19 protein-coding genes and 1 pseudogene are annotated in these 17207 nt (G+C 59.0%); 10 read left to right on the forward strand and 10 right to left on the reverse strand.

Annotation, left to right across the window (positions count from 1 at the left end):
• Positions 1-140 (reverse strand): annotated as a pseudogene (locus tag KYE_RS16470) (response regulator); the annotation flags it as partial.
• 32 nt (positions 141-172) lie between these two features.
• Positions 173-565, reverse strand: coding sequence for a twitching motility response regulator PilG (gene pilG, locus KYE_RS16475; protein WP_008175635.1), 393 nt, complete (start codon positions 563-565; stop codon positions 173-175).
• A 297-nt stretch (positions 566-862) separates the two neighbouring features.
• Between pilG and gshB the strand changes: the two genes are divergently transcribed.
• From gshB to KYE_RS16515, 8 genes are all read left to right on the forward strand, one after another.
• The gene (gshB, locus tag KYE_RS16480; RefSeq protein ID WP_008175638.1) at positions 863-1816 is read left to right on the forward strand and encodes a glutathione synthase; all 954 of its coding nucleotides are present in this window, start codon (positions 863-865) and stop codon (positions 1814-1816) included.
• Positions 1817-1864: 48 nt separating this feature from the next.
• Positions 1865-2731: an energy transducer TonB gene (locus tag KYE_RS16485; protein WP_008175639.1), complete on the forward strand. Its 867-nt coding sequence runs from the start codon at positions 1865-1867 to the stop codon at positions 2729-2731.
• Positions 2728-3294, forward strand: a complete 567-nt coding sequence (locus KYE_RS16490) for a YqgE/AlgH family protein (protein WP_039882120.1) — start codon at positions 2728-2730, stop codon at positions 3292-3294. The genes KYE_RS16485 and KYE_RS16490 overlap by 4 nt, the downstream gene beginning before the upstream one ends.
• Positions 3287-3709: a Holliday junction resolvase RuvX gene (gene ruvX, locus KYE_RS16495; RefSeq protein WP_008175643.1), complete on the forward strand. Its 423-nt coding sequence runs from the start codon at positions 3287-3289 to the stop codon at positions 3707-3709. The genes KYE_RS16490 and ruvX overlap by 8 nt, the downstream gene beginning before the upstream one ends.
• Before the next feature lie 7 nt (positions 3710-3716).
• Positions 3717-4226, forward strand: coding sequence for a bifunctional pyr operon transcriptional regulator/uracil phosphoribosyltransferase PyrR (gene pyrR, locus KYE_RS16500; RefSeq protein WP_008175647.1), 510 nt, complete (start codon positions 3717-3719; stop codon positions 4224-4226).
• Positions 4227-4253: 27 nt separating this feature from the next.
• The gene (locus KYE_RS16505) at positions 4254-5267 is read left to right on the forward strand and encodes an aspartate carbamoyltransferase catalytic subunit (protein WP_008175649.1); all 1014 of its coding nucleotides are present in this window, start codon (positions 4254-4256) and stop codon (positions 5265-5267) included.
• Positions 5264-6568: a dihydroorotase gene (locus tag KYE_RS16510; RefSeq protein ID WP_008175650.1), complete on the forward strand. Its 1305-nt coding sequence runs from the start codon at positions 5264-5266 to the stop codon at positions 6566-6568. Before KYE_RS16505 ends, KYE_RS16510 begins: the two co-directional genes overlap by 4 nt.
• Positions 6569-6852: 284 nt before the next feature.
• Positions 6853-7824 (forward strand): putative solute-binding protein, encoded by a 972-nt coding sequence (locus KYE_RS16515; protein WP_273068832.1) that lies wholly within the window; start codon positions 6853-6855, stop codon positions 7822-7824.
• Positions 7825-7866: 42 nt separating this feature from the next.
• Here KYE_RS16515 and KYE_RS16520 read toward each other — a convergent pair whose 3' ends face one another.
• Positions 7867-8139, reverse strand: coding sequence for an HU family DNA-binding protein (locus KYE_RS16520; protein WP_008175654.1), 273 nt, complete (start codon positions 8137-8139; stop codon positions 7867-7869).
• A 294-nt stretch (positions 8140-8433) separates the two neighbouring features.
• Between KYE_RS16520 and KYE_RS16525 the strand changes: the two genes are divergently transcribed.
• Positions 8434-9498, forward strand: coding sequence for a hypothetical protein (locus KYE_RS16525; protein ID WP_008175657.1), 1065 nt, complete (start codon positions 8434-8436; stop codon positions 9496-9498).
• A gap of 26 nt (positions 9499-9524) precedes the next feature.
• The gene (locus tag KYE_RS16530) at positions 9525-11588 is read left to right on the forward strand and encodes a TRAP transporter large permease subunit (protein WP_008175659.1); all 2064 of its coding nucleotides are present in this window, start codon (positions 9525-9527) and stop codon (positions 11586-11588) included.
• Positions 11589-11609: 21 nt separating this feature from the next.
• Here KYE_RS16530 and KYE_RS16535 read toward each other — a convergent pair whose 3' ends face one another.
• The 7 genes from KYE_RS16535 to mutM form a co-directional block, all read right to left on the reverse strand.
• Positions 11610-11888 (reverse strand): hypothetical protein, encoded by a 279-nt coding sequence (locus KYE_RS16535; protein ID WP_008175661.1) that lies wholly within the window; start codon positions 11886-11888, stop codon positions 11610-11612.
• An 87-nt stretch (positions 11889-11975) separates the two neighbouring features.
• The gene (locus KYE_RS16540; RefSeq protein WP_008175663.1) at positions 11976-13511 is read right to left on the reverse strand and encodes a phosphoenolpyruvate carboxykinase; all 1536 of its coding nucleotides are present in this window, start codon (positions 13509-13511) and stop codon (positions 11976-11978) included.
• A gap of 172 nt (positions 13512-13683) precedes the next feature.
• Positions 13684-14538 (reverse strand): Hsp33 family molecular chaperone HslO, encoded by an 855-nt coding sequence (hslO, locus tag KYE_RS16545; protein WP_008175666.1) that lies wholly within the window; start codon positions 14536-14538, stop codon positions 13684-13686.
• A gap of 69 nt (positions 14539-14607) precedes the next feature.
• Positions 14608-15015, reverse strand: a complete 408-nt coding sequence (gene hslR / locus KYE_RS16550; protein WP_008175667.1) for a ribosome-associated heat shock protein Hsp15 — start codon at positions 15013-15015, stop codon at positions 14608-14610.
• Between the two features lie 41 nt (positions 15016-15056).
• A complete protein-coding gene (gene yrfG, locus KYE_RS16555; protein ID WP_008175670.1) occupies positions 15057-15746 on the reverse strand; it encodes a GMP/IMP nucleotidase in 690 nt (229 codons plus the stop codon).
• A 95-nt stretch (positions 15747-15841) separates the two neighbouring features.
• On the reverse strand, positions 15842-16171 hold the full coding sequence (locus KYE_RS16560; RefSeq protein ID WP_008175672.1) for a hypothetical protein: 330 nt from the start codon (positions 16169-16171) through the stop codon (positions 15842-15844).
• Between the two features lie 184 nt (positions 16172-16355).
• On the reverse strand, positions 16356-17168 hold the full coding sequence (gene mutM / locus KYE_RS16565; protein ID WP_039882121.1) for a bifunctional DNA-formamidopyrimidine glycosylase/DNA-(apurinic or apyrimidinic site) lyase: 813 nt from the start codon (positions 17166-17168) through the stop codon (positions 16356-16358).
• Positions 17169-17207 lie beyond the last annotated feature (39 nt).

Consider the following 17207-nt stretch of genomic DNA (forward strand, 5'->3'; position numbering starts at 1 on the left):
TCCGGGGTCTCTGCACGAGCTTTGGCAACGCCGTCTGCGCCGTTGTCAGCTGTAAGCACCTCGTGCTTATGCTTTTCCAGGATCGTGGAGATTTTCTTAACCTCGGTAGGGGAATCGTCAACAATAAGAATGCGGGCCATGGTTTCCTCGATGGTTCTTGGGGGCAGCAGGTTTACTGTTCCGCCTGTGGAACATACTGGCGGATGGTATTGAGCAGCTCATCCTTACTGAACGGTTTGGTCAGATACTGGTCCGAGCCGACGATGCGGCCCTTGGCCTTGTCGAACAGACCGTCCTTGCTGGAGAGCATGATAACCGGCGTCTTTTTGAAGGAGGAATTGTTCTTGATAAGTGCGCAGGTCTGGTAGCCGTCCAGGCGGGGCATCATGATATCGACAAAAATGATGTCCGGCTGGGAATCGGCAATCTTGGCAAGAGCGTCAAAGCCGTCAGTCGCGGTGATGACCTCACAGCCGACCTTTTTCAGAAGGGTTTCTGCGGTGCGACGTATGGTTTTACTGTCGTCGATCACCATGATCTTCAAGTTCTCGAAGTTGTCATCCATTGTCCAACTGCCTTGCGCTCAGCGACTGTCGTTATTTTAAAACGGGGGTTTTAACACAAACCTTAAGGTTCTTCTATAAACCCCGCTCATTTATAGATTATCAATGGCCGGATAAAAAGTATTAGTTTGTGACCAAATGTACTACTGCCCGCAACGTCACGTAACTGACTGAGGATTTCTCCGGATGCATTTGCAGTTCGGGTACAATACCATCTGATTTCAAAGCATAGCACTTAATGTCTGGTCCGCTCTGCAGACCGGTTCGTGTTTTTAACCCTCAGGAGTGCAGGAACGCCCATGACCGTCAGACTCGGGATCGTGATGGATCCGATTGAAGATATCCACTTCAAGAAAGACAGCTCACTGGCCATGTTGCTGGCTGCCCAGAAACGCGGTTGGGAAATCGAGTACATGGAGCTCCCCGACCTGTACCTGGACGGTGGCCGTGCCATGGCGCACACCCGTGACCTGACGGTCCACATGGACCCCGAGAACTGGTACAGCTTTGGTCCGAGCCAGGACCGGGCGCTGGGCGATCTGGATGTCATCCTTATGCGCAAGGATCCGCCGGTGGACCGGGAGTTCCTGATGGCCACCTATATACTGGAATCGGCCGAGCAGCAGGGCGCGCTGGTGGTCAATCCGGCGTCCACCCTTCGCGACTGTAACGAGAAGCTGTTTGCCACCCAGTTCGAGGACCTGACACCACCGCTACTGGTCAGCCGTTCGGCAAGCCGGTTCCGCGAGTTCTATGCCAAACACGGCGACGTCATCATGAAACCGGTGGACGGCATGGGCGGGCATTCGATCTTCCGCATCCGGGAAAACGATTTCAACCTGGGGGTCATTATCGAAACCCTCACCAACTATGGCACCCATCAGGCCATGGCCCAGAAGTACATCCCGGAAATCAGCGATGGTGACAAGCGTATCCTGCTGATCGACGGTGAGCCGGTACCCTATTCCCTTGCGAGAATACCCTCCCACGGCGAGAATCGGGGCAACCTTGCCGCTGGCGGCCGGGGTGAAGGTCGCGAGCTGACCGCCCGGGATCGGGAAATCTGCGAACGCGTTGCACCGGTGATTAAAGAGAAAGGGCTCATTTTTGTCGGCCTGGATGTGATCGGCGACTATCTTACCGAAATCAATGTCACCAGCCCGACCTGTATCCGGGAACTCGATGCGGCCTTCGGGATCGATATTGGCGGCCTCTTGATGGAGGCGATTGCAAAACGCCTGGATCAGGCATAATCCGGTGTTGGCAACCGGGCAGGTTTAACGACAGGATCCGTATCAGGAATGGCAGTTCAGGTAAGCGACTTCGACCGGTTTTCCTTCACCCTCTTTATGGCGCTGGCGGTGCACGCCATTGTGGTGCTGGGAATTACCTTTGCGCCCGAACCGCCCCGTTCCTCGGCCCAGACCATGGAAATCACCCTGTCCCAGTTTGACGACGAGGACGCCCCGGAGAAAGCGGACTTTCTGGCCCAGACCAGCCAGAAGGGCAGCGGTACCCAGGAAGAGGTTCGGGAAATGACCACGCCTCAACCGGCAGAAGTCAGCCAGCCTGAGGTGGCTCAGGTTCAGCCCGAGCCGCAGGCCCAGACCGAACCCCAGCCGCGTCAGGAAAAACAGGTGGTGCAGACCGAGAGTGCGTCCGCTCAGAAGGTTCAACAGCCTGAGGAGCGTACCAGGCCGGAAGAGGAGCCTCTGCCGGTGCGGGAGAAACAGAGCCTGATGGAGCGCAGCCTCGAGATTGCCAGCCTGGAAGCCCGCTTCGATGCCCAGCAGCAGGCCTATGCCCGCAAACCCAGGGTAATGCGCGTTACCGCCGCGTCCACGCTCAAGTCCACCAACGCCTGGTATGTCCAGAACTGGGTGAGCAAGGTAACCCGGGTGGGCAATATCAATTACCCGACCGAGGCGCGCAATGCCGGAATCTATGGCACACTGAGAATGCTGGTGTCGCTGAAGAAAGACGGCACCATTAAAGAGGTGGCGATCCTGCAGTCTTCCGGCAGCACCGTCCTGGATGATGCTGCCATCCGTATAGTCAGGATGGCCTCGCCTTTTGCACCATTTCCGGACGAAATGCGGAAAGAGGTGGATGAACTTGAAATCATACGTACCTGGTCCTTCCAGCGTCGGGGGCTGACATCCGGATGACAGCATCAAAACACTCTCCCCATAGCTTGCGCCACCAGTTCCTGGTGGCATCGCCCTATCTCGCTGATCCCCGTTTCCATGGCGGCGTGATCTACATTTGCGAGCATTCCGACGACGGTGCCCTGGGGTTAATGATCAATCAGCCGCTGGACATCCACCTTGGTGAAATCCTGGAGCAACTGGACCTGCCAGGCGGCGAGCTGGATCTGCCGGTATTCAGCGGTGGTCCGGTGCAGCCGGAACGCGGCTTTGTGCTGCATCCCCCAGGCACTAGCTGGCAGAACACGGCGAAGGTCACCGACGATGTTCTGCTGACCACATCCCGCGACGTATTGGCAGGCATTGGTCGTGGCGAAGGTCCCGACGAGTACCTGGTGGCATTGGGCTATTCCGGCTGGAGCGAAGGGCAACTGGAAGAGGAGCTGGGCAGCAACGCCTGGCTCACCTGTCCGGCCAACACCGACATCCTGTTCCGTACTCCCTGGGAAGAACGCTACAAGGCGGTGCTGCAGCTGATCGGCATTGATCTCAATCAGCTCAGCGAATCGGTCGGTCATGCCTGAACCGGCCAGCCGTCGCGTCATGGCGTTCGATTTTGGCACCCGCCGTATTGGCGTAGCGGTCGGTCAGGAGTTGCTTGGATCCGGCCAACCGGTGGCTCTGATTCCTGCCCGAGACGGTATCCCCGATTGGCAACAGATTGAGTCCCTGCTCGAGGAGTGGCGTCCGGACCTGGTCGTGGTCGGTTTGCCCCTCAACATGGACGACACCGAAAACGATATGTGTGCCCGGGCGCGCAAATTCGGCAAGCGCCTGCATGGGCGCTACCACGTGCCGGTCGAGATGGTGGACGAGCGGCTCACCAGCTTCGAGGCCAAGGGTGAAGTGATGGCCGCCGGAGGCAGTCGTGATTTTGGTCGCCACGGAGTGGATGACCGGGCCGCGGTGCTGATCCTGGAAACCTTTTTTCAACAGTGAGGACCGAATGACGGCATTGCTTGATATTGATCAGTTGCTTGACCAGATGGAAACCGGGCTGCGTCAGGCGCTCGAGCAACGGGGCGTGCAATCCCCGGTCCTGATCGGTATACGGACCGGAGGCGTCTGGCTGGCCGACGTGCTGAGCAAACGCCTTGGCATCGAAGAGCCGTTCGGCGAACTGGACATCTCCTTCTACCGCGATGATTTCAGCCGCATCGGCCTGAATCCCCGGGTGAAACCCTCGAGTCTGCCCTTCGATACCGAAGGCCGTGACATCATCCTGATTGACGATGTCATCATGAGCGGCCGGACGATCCGCGCCGCCATGAATGAGATCTTCGATTATGGCCGTCCAGCCAGTATCATACTGGCCACCCTGATTGACCTCGGTGCCCGGGAACTGCCCATCCAGCCGGATGTGGCTGGCAAGACAATGGCGTTGGAATCCCATCAACGCGTCAAACTGCGTGGCCCCGACCCGCTCCGTATCGAGCTTCAGGAAGCCGGACAATAAACCTCCGAATCGGATAACAGGCGACCCATGACCGCGAACGACTCTTCCCCGCACCACTTGCAGCTGACCCGGGATGGTCAGTTGCGGCATTTCCTCACTCTCGACGGTCTGGATCGGGCGCTGCTGACCGACATCCTGGACACGGCGGACTCCTTTATCGAGGTCGGTGAGCGAACCATCAAGAAAGTGCCACTGCTTCGCGGGCGAACCGTGGTAAACCTGTTTTTCGAGTCCAGCACCCGAACCCGCAGTACCTTTGAGCTGGCGGCCAAGCGCCTCTCTGCGGATGTGCTCAACCTGGATATCAGCACCTCGGCCACCTCCAAAGGCGAATCCCTGTCTGACACGCTGCTCAACCTGGAAGCCATGGCCAGCGACATGTTCGTGGTCCGGCACTCCCAGAGTGGTGCGCCGCATTTTATTGCCGAGAGCGTGACGCCCGGCGTCGCCATCATCAACGCTGGTGATGGTCGCCACGCTCACCCGACGCAGGCCATGCTGGATATGCTGACGATTCGCCAGCACAAGGGGCGTTTCGAGGGCCTCAAAGTCGCTATCGTTGGCGACGTGCTGCACTCCCGAGTGGCCCGCTCCCAGATCCGGGCTCTCAACGAGCTGGGTGCGGAGGAAGTTCGCGTCATTGCCCCGGGAACCCTGCTTCCCAAAGACGTGGAAAGCCTCGGCTGCACGGTGGAATACGACATGACCCGCGGGATGAAGGATCTGGATGTGGTCATCATGCTGCGACTGCAGAAAGAGCGGATGGAAGGCGCATTGCTGCCCAGCGAGCGCGAGTTCTACCGGCTCTACGGCCTGAACCAGCAAAAACTGGCGTTGGCCCATCCGGAATGCATCGTTATGCACCCGGGGCCGATCAATCGGGGCGTTGAAATCGAATCGGCGGTTGCCGACGGACCACAGTCGGTCATTCTGAACCAGGTGACCAACGGCATCGCCATCCGGATGGCGGTCATGTCCATGGCCATGGGTGGCCAGGTTTCAGAACGGCAGCAGAAATTGAGTGAGAGGGGCCAGGCATGAGCAGTGTCAACACATCCGGAACCAGCCTGAAGATTACCGGAGGCCGACTGTTCGATGGTCAGGGCCCGGAGCAGCAGAATACCGCGCTGCTGATCCGGGATGGCCGTATTGCCGCGATGGGCGAAGCTGCCGCCCGGGCACAGGCCGACGAGACAATCAGTGCAGAGAACGCTGTCATAACGCCGGGGTTTGTCGATCTTTGCTGTAACCTCCGTGAGCCGGGCAATGGTCAGAAAGGCAATATTGCCTCGGAAACTCTCGCAGCGGCTCATGGCGGTTTCACGACGGTCTGCGCTTCGCCGGAAACCTCGCCGGTGAACGATTCCAGTGCCGTCACCCACCTGATCCGGGACGGCGCCGCCAGCCGGTCGCCGATCCGGGTGTTGCCCATTGGTGCCATCACCCGGGGTCTGGAGGGTGATTTGCTCAGCGACATGGCGGGCCTGGCCTCGGCGGGTTGTGTCGCTGTGGGTAATGGCTCCCGGGGCGTGCGCAACGCCCGCATCTTGCGCCGCTGCATGGCCTACGCCCAGACCTTTGGTTTGACGGTAATGTTCAGTCCCGAGAACCAGGCCCTGGCTGCCGACGGCTACGCCCACGATGGCCTGGTAACATCTCGCCTGGGCCTGCTCGGTATTCCGGAAGTGGCGGAAACCGCTGCGGTGATGGAAATGCTGTTGCTGGCGGAGGAGACCGGGGTACGGTTGCATCTGAGCCAGCTCTCCTGTGGTCGCAGTGTTGAAATGCTGGCTGAAGCCCGCCGCCGCGGCATTGCGGTAACCGCCGATGTGGCCATGCACCAGCTTGTGTTCACCGAGGAGGCCCTGGCCGGTTTCGACAGCCGCTTCCATGTTCGGCCTCCTCTGCGCGGCGAGGGTGATCGGAAGGGGTTGATAGCCGGTGTTCGGGACGGCGTGATTGATGCCATTGTCAGTCAGCATCAACCTCACGATACCGCCGCCAAGCAGGCGCCCATGGCAGCCACCGAGCCGGGACTGTCGAGCATTGAGAGTGTGCTGTCGCTGGGGCTGGAACTGGTGGAGATGAATGAGCTGGCACTGCCTGATCTGATTCGCGCGCTGACCAACGGTCCGGCTTCCGCGCTGGGCAGAACAGCCCGCCTTGCCGAGGGTGAAATCGCTGATGTCTGTGTGTTTGATCCTGATGCCTTCTGGACACCGAACTCGAAAACACTGGTTTCAGCCGGTCGCCATGCGCCGGTGACCGATCGCGAACTGCCGGGTGTCGTCCGGCTCACTCTCAGTGAGGGTCGAAAGGCCTGGCCAAAGCCGGCAATCTGAATCCGGCTCAGGCGACAAAGTGCGGCAGGGGTTGCGGAACCTCTGTCGACACCATCACAGAATCCTCCCTTTTTGCTGAAAAACCCTTGATGGCAGGCACCTGTGCCAACGTATTCTTGTAGCCGTCGCCCTATGGTCGACCAAGGAAAGCGTGGCCTGACCGGTTCATTTTCACAGACCGGCGCCCGACAATAATAATCAGGAGTCATCCCGTGAAATCAGCAAACCTCCCCCAGCGGGTAGCTTTGGCAACTGCCCTCTGTGCCAGTCTGGTATTCCCCTCGATGGGGCAGGCACAGGCGCAGGCGCAGAACGAGCCTCTGGAACGCAGCTTTTGCGTTTTTGACCCGGTTGGTGCCAATGGTCCCCTGTTTGCCATCACCAAAACCTTCCAGCCGGTTGCCCTGAAAAACGGCATCAAGCTGGACCTTCGCGCCTACACCGATGAGAAGGTGGCCGCCGAGGACTTCAAGGCGGGCCAGTGCGACGCCGTGCTGCTTACTGGCACCCGGGCCCGGGAATTCAACAAGTTCACGGGCAGCCTTGAAGCCATGGGCGCAGTGCCCGGCGAAGAGGAAATGCGGCTGCTGTACAACACCCTCAGCCAGCCCAAAGCCCGGCCGTTCCTGATTGATGGTCCCTACGAGGTTGCCGGTGTATTCCCCGGGGGCGCCATTTACCTCCACACCCGGGACCGCAACATCGATTCTGTTGAGAAACTGCAGGGCAAACGGATTGCAACCCTCGATTACGATCAGGCATCCGTGCGGATGGTTCGCCATGTGGGGGCATCTGTGGTGGGGTCCAATTCCGCCAACTTTGCCGGCAAGTTCAACAACGGTAGCGTGGACCTGGCCTATGCTCCGGCCGTCGCCTACACACCACTGGAACTTTACAAGGGCGTTCAGCCCAACGGTGCGGTGGTCAAATATGCCCTCGGGTATATGAATTTCCAGGTAATCATCCACCGTGACCGGTTCCCGGATTCCGCCGGCCAGATGGTGCGTGACCAGGCCATCAAACGCATAGACGAGGCCTACGAGATTATTGCCCAGGCAGAGGCTGAAATTCCGGAAGACGTCTGGATGCAGCTGCCCCAGGAAGACACCGCTGAATACGACAAGATGCTGCGCAAGGTGCGTCTCTCGTTGCTGGAGGACGGTGTATACGATGAGCGGGCTATCAAGTTGATGAAAGCGATTCGGTGCCGGGTAGATGCCACTCGCTCTGAGTGTGCTTCCGTCGCCGGAACCTGAACCAGGGGTAAAGCAGGCCCGCAGCTGCGGGCCTGTGCCTGACTAGCGGATTTCGTCTTTGAGCGCCTTGCCGGCCTTGAAGCCTACGGTTTTGCTGGCAGGGATGCGAATGGTCTCGCCGGTTTGCGGGTTTCGTCCATCACGCGCTTCGCGGCTGCGGATGTTGAAAGTGCCAAAGCCGATCAGGGTGACATCCTCGCCACGGGAGGCGGCGGCCGATACCTGGTCGGTAAATGCGGTAATCACTTCGCTGGCCTTTTCCCGGGTCAGCCCGGTGCGGTCGGCAATGGCCGCGGCGAGTTCAGGTTTGCGCATCGGATACTCCTTTTATTGTATTTCTGCGGGTTCGGTCTGTACTGGCCGGAATCACAACGACTCTCGGTTGCTCCAATCTATAGCGGCTCGCGGCCCATTGTGCAAACCAAGGGGTGGCATAGGTGTGTGTAAATTGGCGTCATTTGCGGCATCGGTCGCATAAAAACGGGGCCTCCTGCGCCACAATGCGTGCCTGGTTACAGACTGTAACAAACCGGTTTCTCCGCCAGAGTCCGGGCCGTGCGATTGCAGCAGGGCTGCATCAGAACAAAAAACGCAAAAGGTGAAGAAGGTATGACCCATTTCCGGAATCCCTCCCGCAAGTCGCCGTTTTCCGCGCGTCGAGTGCGTAACCTTGTGGCGGCTTTCACGGCCAGTTTGGTCCTTGGCGGCTGCAGCGCGGTGAATCACGTGATGTACAAGACCACCGGGGATGTGATGCAGGGCTTCTCCAGGGATCACACGGTGCCTTTTCTGATGGAAAGCAACGATCTGGCCATGGGGTGCGCCATGAGCGAGGCGACTGCGCCACTGCTGATGTCCTTCGGCCGCGTTACCAATGAGCCGGACCAGTTGGCGGTGATGCTCTACCTCAGTGCCGGCGGCTGCGCCGAAGAAGAGGCCAGGGAGCACGAGCTGGCCGCACTTGCCGCCCTGAATGCCATGAACGGCAATGAGGCCGAGGATGCCATGATCCAGCAGAAGCGCGCACATAGCGTTGCTGCCCGGCGCTATTACAAGGCCTGGCAGCACCACAATGCCCATTACGGCAATCCTGCCGATGGCGAATGCCCGGATTTTGATGACGACATGGACGAGTTCATCTACATGGCGGGTCTTCTTTCCGGCCTCCAGGCGCTTAATGCCCAGATTCAGTCCACCTCGTCCATTGGCGTACCGGCGAACGTTGGCTCCATTGCCGCCCGGGCCACAAGCTGCCTCGATAATGAAAAATGGTGGGGTGCGCCCATGGCATTGCGGGCAACGGTGTGGGCGATGATTCCGGGTGCCCAGCCCGAGGGTGAGAACGCGTTTGAACGGCTGGCCATCGCCGACGATCAGGGCGAGGTTGCGGGTGTGCGTTTGCCCCACGTGTTCCACGCCATCGCGGCCCTGAACAAGGGAGACGAAGCCATGGTCCGTTCGGTGATCCGGGATCATGCCGAATCGATCGAGACTACGCCGGCCAATGAGCAGTGGCGGTTCGTGGACGCCATGGCCACCGATATGATCGTCGCGGTTTCTGACCGTCTCTGGGTTGAGAACACCGGGCACCGTACACCCATGGGGCAGCTGGGCAGCTTCTGGGATGACCAGGCGGAAGCCGTTGAAACCATGGATCTGGACGATCTGCTGTAACCACTCCCTATCCAGAGTAATCAGTTATGTCGAAGGGCGGTTTTCATCGTAGCGGGCTGGAGTGGTTTTCATCGCTGCCCGCCTGTCTGTTATTGCTTGCAGTGGTCATTTTCTCCACGAGCAGCGACATCCACAACCAGATGCTTCGGGGCGGTGAACAGCTCTGGAGTGGCTATTACAAGTTGCGGATGGATCCGGTTCAGCCCACCTGCGACCCGACTCGGGATATCGACGCGGCGGTTGCTGAAGAAATGGCGGCGGATGCCGAGACGGATGACCCGATGGCCGCGTTGCTGGGGGCCGAGGAAAAAGACCCGGCTGACGTCCGGCTTGCCATCGAACGAGCGGTTGCTGACTGCCGCGAGGCCCACCAGAATTTCGAAAATCTCAGTGAACAGCTGACACCAGGGGTGAAAGCCTATCGGGCCATCGAACTTTTTATTGCTGACCTGATCGCCTTTGGCCTGGAGTCACAGCGTTTCATCCTCGTGATCCTTGTCATGCTGTGCGCGGTCACGGCGACCCTCACTCGTCATCATATCGCCATGCGTGCCATGGAAACCCGGCTGGATTACACGGTCTCCCATACTCTTCAAACCATCGCCAATGCCATGCTGCTGGGGTCGAGCGCAATCTTTCGCCAGTCCAGCCTTGGTTCAGACACGGCGGTCTCGTCCGAAGAGTTGTTGCTGCACAATTTCTGGATTATCGGTTTCGCCTGCCTCACGTTGGCCAGCCTCTACCGGCTGTTCCGGGTGCCTGATGATCTTGAGGAGGGCGGCAGCCTGAACAAGGCCTTCCTGGCCGTTCCGCTCTATACCGTGATGTGTCTGATCTCCGGCACCTATTTTGCGCTGATCGGACACGCGTCGGGGATTGGTATCTATCTCGGAAAGATGATGGAGCTGTCCGACATGTTCCTGAATGTCGGTCTGTATGTGTGGGTGGGCATGATGCTCAAGCAGACCCGCCTGGCCACCCTGGTGTTCAATGTCTTCCGGCCCTGGCGCATGCCACCGGAAATGCTGGCGGTTGTAGCGGTTCTGGTGGCGGCCGTGCCAACGGCCTACACCGGCGCTTCCGGCATTTTCGTGATCGCGGCCGGCGCAGTGATATACAGTGAGCTGCGTGCCGCCGGTGCCCGGCGGCATCTGGCCCTGGCGGCGACCGCTATGTCCGGTTCCCTGGGCGTGGTTTTGCGCCCCTGCCTGCTGGTGGTTGTCATTGCTTACCTGAACCGGGAAGTCACCACTGATGAGCTGTTTGGCTGGGGCATCTGGGTGTTCGTGCTGACCGCCACCATGTTCGCGATCGTGGCCCTCAGTGTGAACCGACAGAGTGAATTCAACCTGGCGCCCTCTGCTGAAGCCTTCCCGGCCATGACGCAGGCGCTCAAACCCCTGATTCCCTACGTTCTGGTCATCGCTGCCGTGGTGCTGTTTTACCGGCTGGCGCTGGACGTGAGCATGGATGAATTCTCGGCGCCAAGGCTGCTGCCGGTGATCATGCTGGCAATCCTTGTGTACGAGCATGTCAGCCTGAAAAACCGGTCAGGAAAAGCCTCGGGAGAGATCAATCATCAGGGCCTGGAGCGAAGTCTCCGCGGCGCCACAAACGATACGACGGCGGAAATTGGCGCGCTGCTGCTGTTGCTGGGGCTGTCGGTCAGCATCGGTGGTGTGATCGAGCGGGCCCACCTGATGGAGGCTTTCCCGCAGTCGTTCGACAGTGCCTGGTCGGCCATGCTGCTGATGGTGGTAATCCTGGTGATCCTGGGCATGATCATGGACGCATTCGGTGCCGTGATCCTGGTGACCGCCACGGTTGCCACGATTGCCTATTCCAGCGGAATTCATCCGATCCATTTCTGGATGGTGACCCTGGTGGCATTTGAACTCGGCTACCTGAGCCCGCCGGTAGCCCTGAACCATCTGCTGACCCGGCAGGTGGTTGGAGAGGCGGAAGTGCTGGCGGCGCAACAGGAAACGGGGACTTTTTATCAGCGCCATGAGCGTATCATTATGCCGCTGATTGCCATGGGGATTTCGCTGGTTCTGGTGGCCTTTGTGCCGCTTATTTTCTACGCCTGATTACAGGATATGGGGCGTCCGCTAGCGGTTGCCCCACATCTTCGACACCGCGTCATCCGAGCCCAACGTCCCGACCACCAAGGACACGCCACCAATACCGAAGAAAACAAGCACGGGAATCAAGGCGCCTGCCTTACCGGTGTAAACGAGCATAGCCGTTGACACCGTCGCCAGAACGAGGAACAGGACGCCCACCACATTCAGCACGGTGCGGTGCGAATCTTTGTAGCTGGGCCCAACCTTTCCAGATTCCAGTGGTTTGAGAATAAACGAAAAAAGCTGGCGTAGACGCTGTTTCATGAAGCCATTTCCTAGAGTGTGTTGGGCTATCATACAAAAAAAGCGCCGTGCTTTCGCAGGGCGCTTTCCTTACTTGCCGTAATCGACTCAGCTCAGCTTCGGACCGGCCTCGACGATCGAATCTGCCACGTCGAACTTCTTGAAGTTCTCGACGAACTGGGCGATCAGTTCCTGGGCCTTGCCATCGTAGTAGTCCGGGCTTACCCATGTGTTGCGCGGGTTCAGCAGCTCGGTGTCCACGCCCGGAACATGCTTGGGCACGTCCAGGTTCAGGGTTGGCAGGTGTTCGGTTTCCACGTCGTCCAGGTCGCCATTCTGGATTGAGGCGATGATGGCACGGGTGGTCGGAATGCTGAATCGCTGGCCTTCACCGTAAGGACCGCCGGTCCAGCCGGTGTTGACCAGGAAGACCTTGCTGCCAAACTCGTCCATCCGCTTCATCAGAAGCTCGGCGTAAACGCCGGCCGGACGGGGGAAGAAGGGCGCACCGAAGCAGGTTGAGAAGGTGGACTTCAGCTTCGAGGAGGAACCCATCTCGGTGGAGCCAACCAGAGCGGTATAGCCACTCAGGAAGTGGTAAGCGGCGCCTTCGCGGCTCAGGATGGACACGGGCGGCAGGACGCCGGTCATGTCGCAGGTCAGGAACACGATGTGAGATGGCTCACCGGCGCGGTTCTCGATCACGCGCTTTTCAACGTGCTCAAGCGGGTAGGCGCAGCGGGAATTTTCGGTGAGGGATACGTCGGTGTAATCCGGCTCACGGGTCTCAGGGTCGATGGTCACGTTCTCGACAATGGCACCGAAACGGATGGCGTCCCAGATGATCGGTTCATTTTTCCGGGTCAGGTCGATGCACTTCGCGTAGCAACCGCCTTCGATGTTGAATACGGTGCCCGGGCCCCAACCGTGCTCGTCGTCACCGATGAGGAAGCGGTGCGGATCGGCGGAGAGGGTAGTCTTGCCAGTGCCGGACAGACCGAAGAACAGGCAGGTTTCGCCGTCTTCACCGACGTTGGCCGAGCAGTGCATGGGCAGAACGTCTTTCTCCGGCAGCAGGAAATTCTGCACGGAGAACATGGCCTTTTTCATCTCGCCGGCGTAGTGCATGCCAGCCAGCAGAACCTTGCGCTTGGCAAAGTTGATCATCACGCAGCCGTTGCTGTTGGTGCCATCGCGCTCGGGATCGCACTCGAAGTTGGCGGCGTTCAGGATCTGCCATTCCTGCTTGTCGGCCGGGTTATAGCTGTCCGGACGGATAAACAGGTTGCGGCCGAACAGATTCTGCCAGGCGGTCTCGGTCGTCATTTTAACTGGCAGGTAGTGTTCCGGGTCGGAACCAACATGAACGTGAGACACGAACTGGTCTTTCTCGGCGATGTAGGCTTCAACACGATCCCAGAGGGCGTCGAATTTTTCAGCGTCGAAAGGACGGTTGATCGGACCCCAGTGGATATCGTCCGAGGTGCTGGGCTCCTCGACAATATAACGGTCCTTGGGAGACCGGCCCGTGCGCTCACCGGTTTTTACGACCAGGGAACCGTTGGATGCCAGCTGGCCTTCTTCACGCGCCAGTGCCACCTCAACCAGTCGTGCTGTACTCAGATCACTATAAGTGTTGCTCACTTCGACCTCGCCCTCGGGATGTCTTAGTGATTGCTCAGGCCGCTTCCTAAAATTGACGGAAATCTGAGCAATCGGGTCAATTCAGGCGCGCTATTATGCCAGAGACGCCGGTAAAAAACGACTGCCCGGGAAGCCTTGCTATCAGCGGGTTCCCGGCTAATCGAACGTGTTTCTAGTGTAGCGTATGACCGGTGAAAAGATGATCAATATCATTTCTATCGAAGCGATAGTGAGCATGACAGAACTGGCAGTCCATTTCGATAGAGCCCTCTTCCTCGAGGATGCTGTAACACTCCTCGCGGCCGATGGCTTCCAGGGCACCGAGGGTACGCTCCCGTGAGCAGCTGCACTGGAAGGCGACCGGTTCGGAGTCAAACAGGCGTACGGTCTCCTCATGGAACAGGCGGTGAAGCAGGGTTTCGCTGTCCAGCTCCAGTAATTCGGAGGCTTCCACGGTTCGGGCCAGATGGTTTACCCGGTCCCAGAGGTCTTCATCCTCCTCTGTGGCGCCCGGCAGGCGCTGTAGCATCAAGCCGGCGGCGCCGTTTTCGTCGGCAAACAGGAACAGGCTGGTGGGAATCTGCTCCGAGCGATCAAAGTATTCCTCAAGGCAGCCGGCGAGTGTCTCCTGATCCCGGGGTACAACGCCCTGATAACGGTTGCCGCGGTTGGGCGTGATGGTAATAGCCATCCGACCCTCGCCGAGCAGATCGTGGAAGCTGTCTTCGCTGACCGCATGCTCATCAAAGCGGGCCAGGCCGCGGATGTGTCTGTCGTGGCTGCACTCGGCCATTAATGTGCGCAGAGGCCCTTCCCCCTGGGCCTGTACCGACAATGTACCCTCAAACTTCAGGGTGCTGCTCATCAGGATGCTCGCCACCAGTGCTTCTCCGAGGAGTTCCCGGACCGTGTCCGGGTAGGGCGCCTGGCTGCCGATTTCCTGATAGCTGTCCGCTAGCTGAACCCAGGCTCCCCGCACCTGGCTGTGTTCAAAGATAAAGCGCTGGAACTGGTCGCGGGCTGCCATGTTGTGTCTCCTGAATGCTGAATGCCGGTCGTTGCACGTTTGACTGAGGGCGGGGATGTAATAAAGGGTTCAGAGGCCGTTCTGTTCGCGAAAGCGCTGAATGTCCCTTCGGTCTTTCTTTGAGGGGCGTCTGGCCGGAGGAAGCTGCGCTGCCTGCATGGTTTTACGCTGCCAGGCCATTTCCTCGCGTTTCTTAACGCTGTCTTCGGTTTCGTGGTAGAGCTTCTGGGCTTCGGGTGCACCACGGCGCCGGTCGCTGATGTCATCAACAATAATGATTTTTTCCTGCCAGCCCAGGCGCAACGTCAGCTTTGCGCCGGCTTCCACCAGCCTGCCGGGTTTGCATCTCTGGCTGTTGTAGTGGACCTTGCCACCCTCGATCGCTTCCTTGGCCAGGGAGCGGGTCTTGTAGAATCGGGCGGCCCAGAGCCATTTATCGAGTCTTACACGTTGGTCGTCAGCGGTTGATGCCGTCATGTCTCCTCACCTGATGGGCTAGTAGGCCAATTATAACCCTGTCATCGGCCGGATGGCAGGGGCGACCGCTGGCGAAGCGCGGGGAGAATTTCATCGAAGTGATGAATACAGGGTATTTCCGGGTGCTGTTCCCGGGCTTCCTGCTGGCTGTCCGGCGCCAATACGGCCAGACATTGGGCAATGCCGGCCGCCAGTGCACTTTCCAGCACCGGAAAACTGTCGTCGACCATCAGGGTGCTTTCGGCCTGGTAAGGCGTTACTCGCTGGAGGTCCTGCCAGAACGAGGGATCTTCCTTGGGCTTGCCCAACTGGTGGCTGGAAACAATGGCATCCACCCGTGTATCAAGGCCGGTTCGTTTTAGCTTCAGGGCCAGGGGGTCGGGGTGACAGTTGGTGACAATCACCGAGTGAAGCCCGGCTTGTCGGAGGGCATCGAGAAAATCCGTGACGTGGGGGCGATAACCGATCCGGTCGCCTACCTCTGCTTTCAGCCCCGTGATGTCGAGGGACAGCCGCTCGCTCCAGTAATCGGTGCAATACCAGTTCAGTGAGCCGCGCTCGGCCATGATCATCGGAATCAGGCGGTCTTTCGCTTCCTGGGGGTGGAGGTCGTAGTGCTCGGCGTACCTTGCCGGCAGATGCTCGAGCCAGAAGTGGTTATCGAAATGCAGATCCAGCAGTGTCCCGTCCATATCCAGGAACACCGTGTTAAGCGAGGACCAGTCAACCATAGAGAAAAACAGCCTGAAGAATTTGCTTCAGGCTGCCGGAGTTCGCTCGTCGGGGCAAGCCGTGATAGTACGGAGGCGTGCCCGATGGAGCCGGATCAGTTGCTGGTCTGGACCGTCTCGGGTTTCTTGCCGGTACGGGTGCAGCCCAGGCAGCGCACGAAGGTCGCCTTGGCCGGGCCCATTACCAGAACTTCCCCTGCTTCATCAGCGTTTCCGCCCAGCAGGGAGAAGGGCAGGGAGACCAGGTAGACAGCGCTGCCCACGATGGTGGTAGCCAGCAAGGCCGGGCGAACAAAAATCGCATCACCGGTCATCGCCAGTGCCGACGGGGTTTCGTCCACGGCCTGAGCGTGCCCGAGGGATGAGAATGCCAACAGGCAGGCCGCCACAGTGGCTACCAGGGTGCGGGAAATCTTGCGGGTCATCTTACTGTCTCCTGAGCTTTAGTGGCCCTGAAAGGGTAGTGCTTTAAAGAAAAGCAAACCCGGATCGTATCAACCGGATACCATCCTATTGTAAACCGTGGGCGTTAATCCTCTGTTAACTATGAATCATATTTGCGCATTTTCAAACGATTTTTCGTTGCAGAATGTGCGATCTGGTAAGCGTTCAGCGCTGGCAACGGGGACAGTAAACCGTTGAGCGATTGTTCATCCGGATTTCCTTCAGTGGTGCCCCGCATTCCTTGCAGGGCTGGCCGCCCCGGCCGTACACCAGCAGGGACTGGGCAAAATAGCCGGGCTTGCCATCACTGTTCACGAAGTCCCGAAGGGTGGTTCCGCCCATCAGAATGGCGGCGCTGAGCGTTTCCCGGATGGCTTCGGCCAGCCTGTGATAGCGGTCGAGGCTGATTCTCCCGGCCTTGCGCCGGGGATGAATGCCCGATTTGAACAGCGCTTCATTGGCATAGATGTTACCGGCACCCACGACCACCTGATTGTCCATGATGAACGATTTCACCGGTGTGTTTTTGCCGCGGGAGAGCCGGAACAGGTGCGCGCCATTGAATTCCGGGGCCAGGGGTTCCGGACCCAGGTGGGTGATCAGCGGGTGCTCTTCGGCGGAATCAGCCCACAGCCAGCAGCCGAACCGGCGTGGGTCGTTGAATCGAAGGATGACGCCAGACTGTAATGCCACGTCGATATGATCATGGGTCAGGGGAGGGGTATTGTCAGTGATGATGCGCAGGCTGCCGGACATGCCAAGGTGAACAATCACCGTGCCCCGGTCCATGTTCAGGAACAAATACTTGGCCCGGCGGTCTACACTTTTAATCACCTGACCTTCCAGTTTCTCGCCCAGATCGGCCGGAACAGGCCAGCGCAGACTGCCGTTGCGGACTGTCACTCGGGTTATTGTCTCGCCTTCGCAGTGGGGTGCTATACCCCGTCGGGTCGTTTCTACTTCGGGCAGTTCAGGCACGGGCGGGAATCTCCGGTGGAAAACGACTAAGTGTAATCA

It is taken from the genome of Marinobacter manganoxydans MnI7-9, assembly GCF_000235625.1.
GTDB lineage: Bacteria > Pseudomonadota > Gammaproteobacteria > Pseudomonadales > Oleiphilaceae > Marinobacter > Marinobacter manganoxydans.

Bases quoted from the DNA above. Each gene is read 5' to 3' on its own strand.
- pilG (WP_008175635.1), bottom strand. From the start codon at position 565: ATGGATGACAACTTCGAGAACTTGAAGATCATGGTGATCGACGACAGT.
- gshB (WP_008175638.1), top strand. From the start codon at position 863: ATGACCGTCAGACTCGGGATCGTGATGGATCCGATTGAAGATATCCAC.
- KYE_RS16485 (WP_008175639.1), top strand. From the start codon at position 1,865: ATGGCAGTTCAGGTAAGCGACTTCGACCGGTTTTCCTTCACCCTCTTT.
- KYE_RS16490 (WP_039882120.1), top strand. From the start codon at position 2,728: ATGACAGCATCAAAACACTCTCCCCATAGCTTGCGCCACCAGTTCCTG.
- ruvX (WP_008175643.1), top strand. From the start codon at position 3,287: ATGCCTGAACCGGCCAGCCGTCGCGTCATGGCGTTCGATTTTGGCACC.
- pyrR (WP_008175647.1), top strand. From the start codon at position 3,717: ATGACGGCATTGCTTGATATTGATCAGTTGCTTGACCAGATGGAAACC.
- KYE_RS16505 (WP_008175649.1), top strand. From the start codon at position 4,254: ATGACCGCGAACGACTCTTCCCCGCACCACTTGCAGCTGACCCGGGAT.
- KYE_RS16510 (WP_008175650.1), top strand. From the start codon at position 5,264: ATGAGCAGTGTCAACACATCCGGAACCAGCCTGAAGATTACCGGAGGC.
- KYE_RS16515 (WP_273068832.1), top strand. From the start codon at position 6,853: ATGGGGCAGGCACAGGCGCAGGCGCAGAACGAGCCTCTGGAACGCAGC.
- KYE_RS16520 (WP_008175654.1), bottom strand. From the start codon at position 8,139: ATGCGCAAACCTGAACTCGCCGCGGCCATTGCCGACCGCACCGGGCTG.
- KYE_RS16525 (WP_008175657.1), top strand. From the start codon at position 8,434: ATGACCCATTTCCGGAATCCCTCCCGCAAGTCGCCGTTTTCCGCGCGT.
- KYE_RS16530 (WP_008175659.1), top strand. From the start codon at position 9,525: ATGTCGAAGGGCGGTTTTCATCGTAGCGGGCTGGAGTGGTTTTCATCG.
- KYE_RS16535 (WP_008175661.1), bottom strand. From the start codon at position 11,888: ATGAAACAGCGTCTACGCCAGCTTTTTTCGTTTATTCTCAAACCACTG.
- hslO (WP_008175666.1), bottom strand. From the start codon at position 14,538: ATGGCAGCCCGCGACCAGTTCCAGCGCTTTATCTTTGAACACAGCCAG.
- hslR (WP_008175667.1), bottom strand. From the start codon at position 15,015: ATGACGGCATCAACCGCTGACGACCAACGTGTAAGACTCGATAAATGG.
- yrfG (WP_008175670.1), bottom strand. From the start codon at position 15,746: ATGGTTGACTGGTCCTCGCTTAACACGGTGTTCCTGGATATGGACGGG.
- KYE_RS16560 (WP_008175672.1), bottom strand. From the start codon at position 16,171: ATGACCCGCAAGATTTCCCGCACCCTGGTAGCCACTGTGGCGGCCTGC.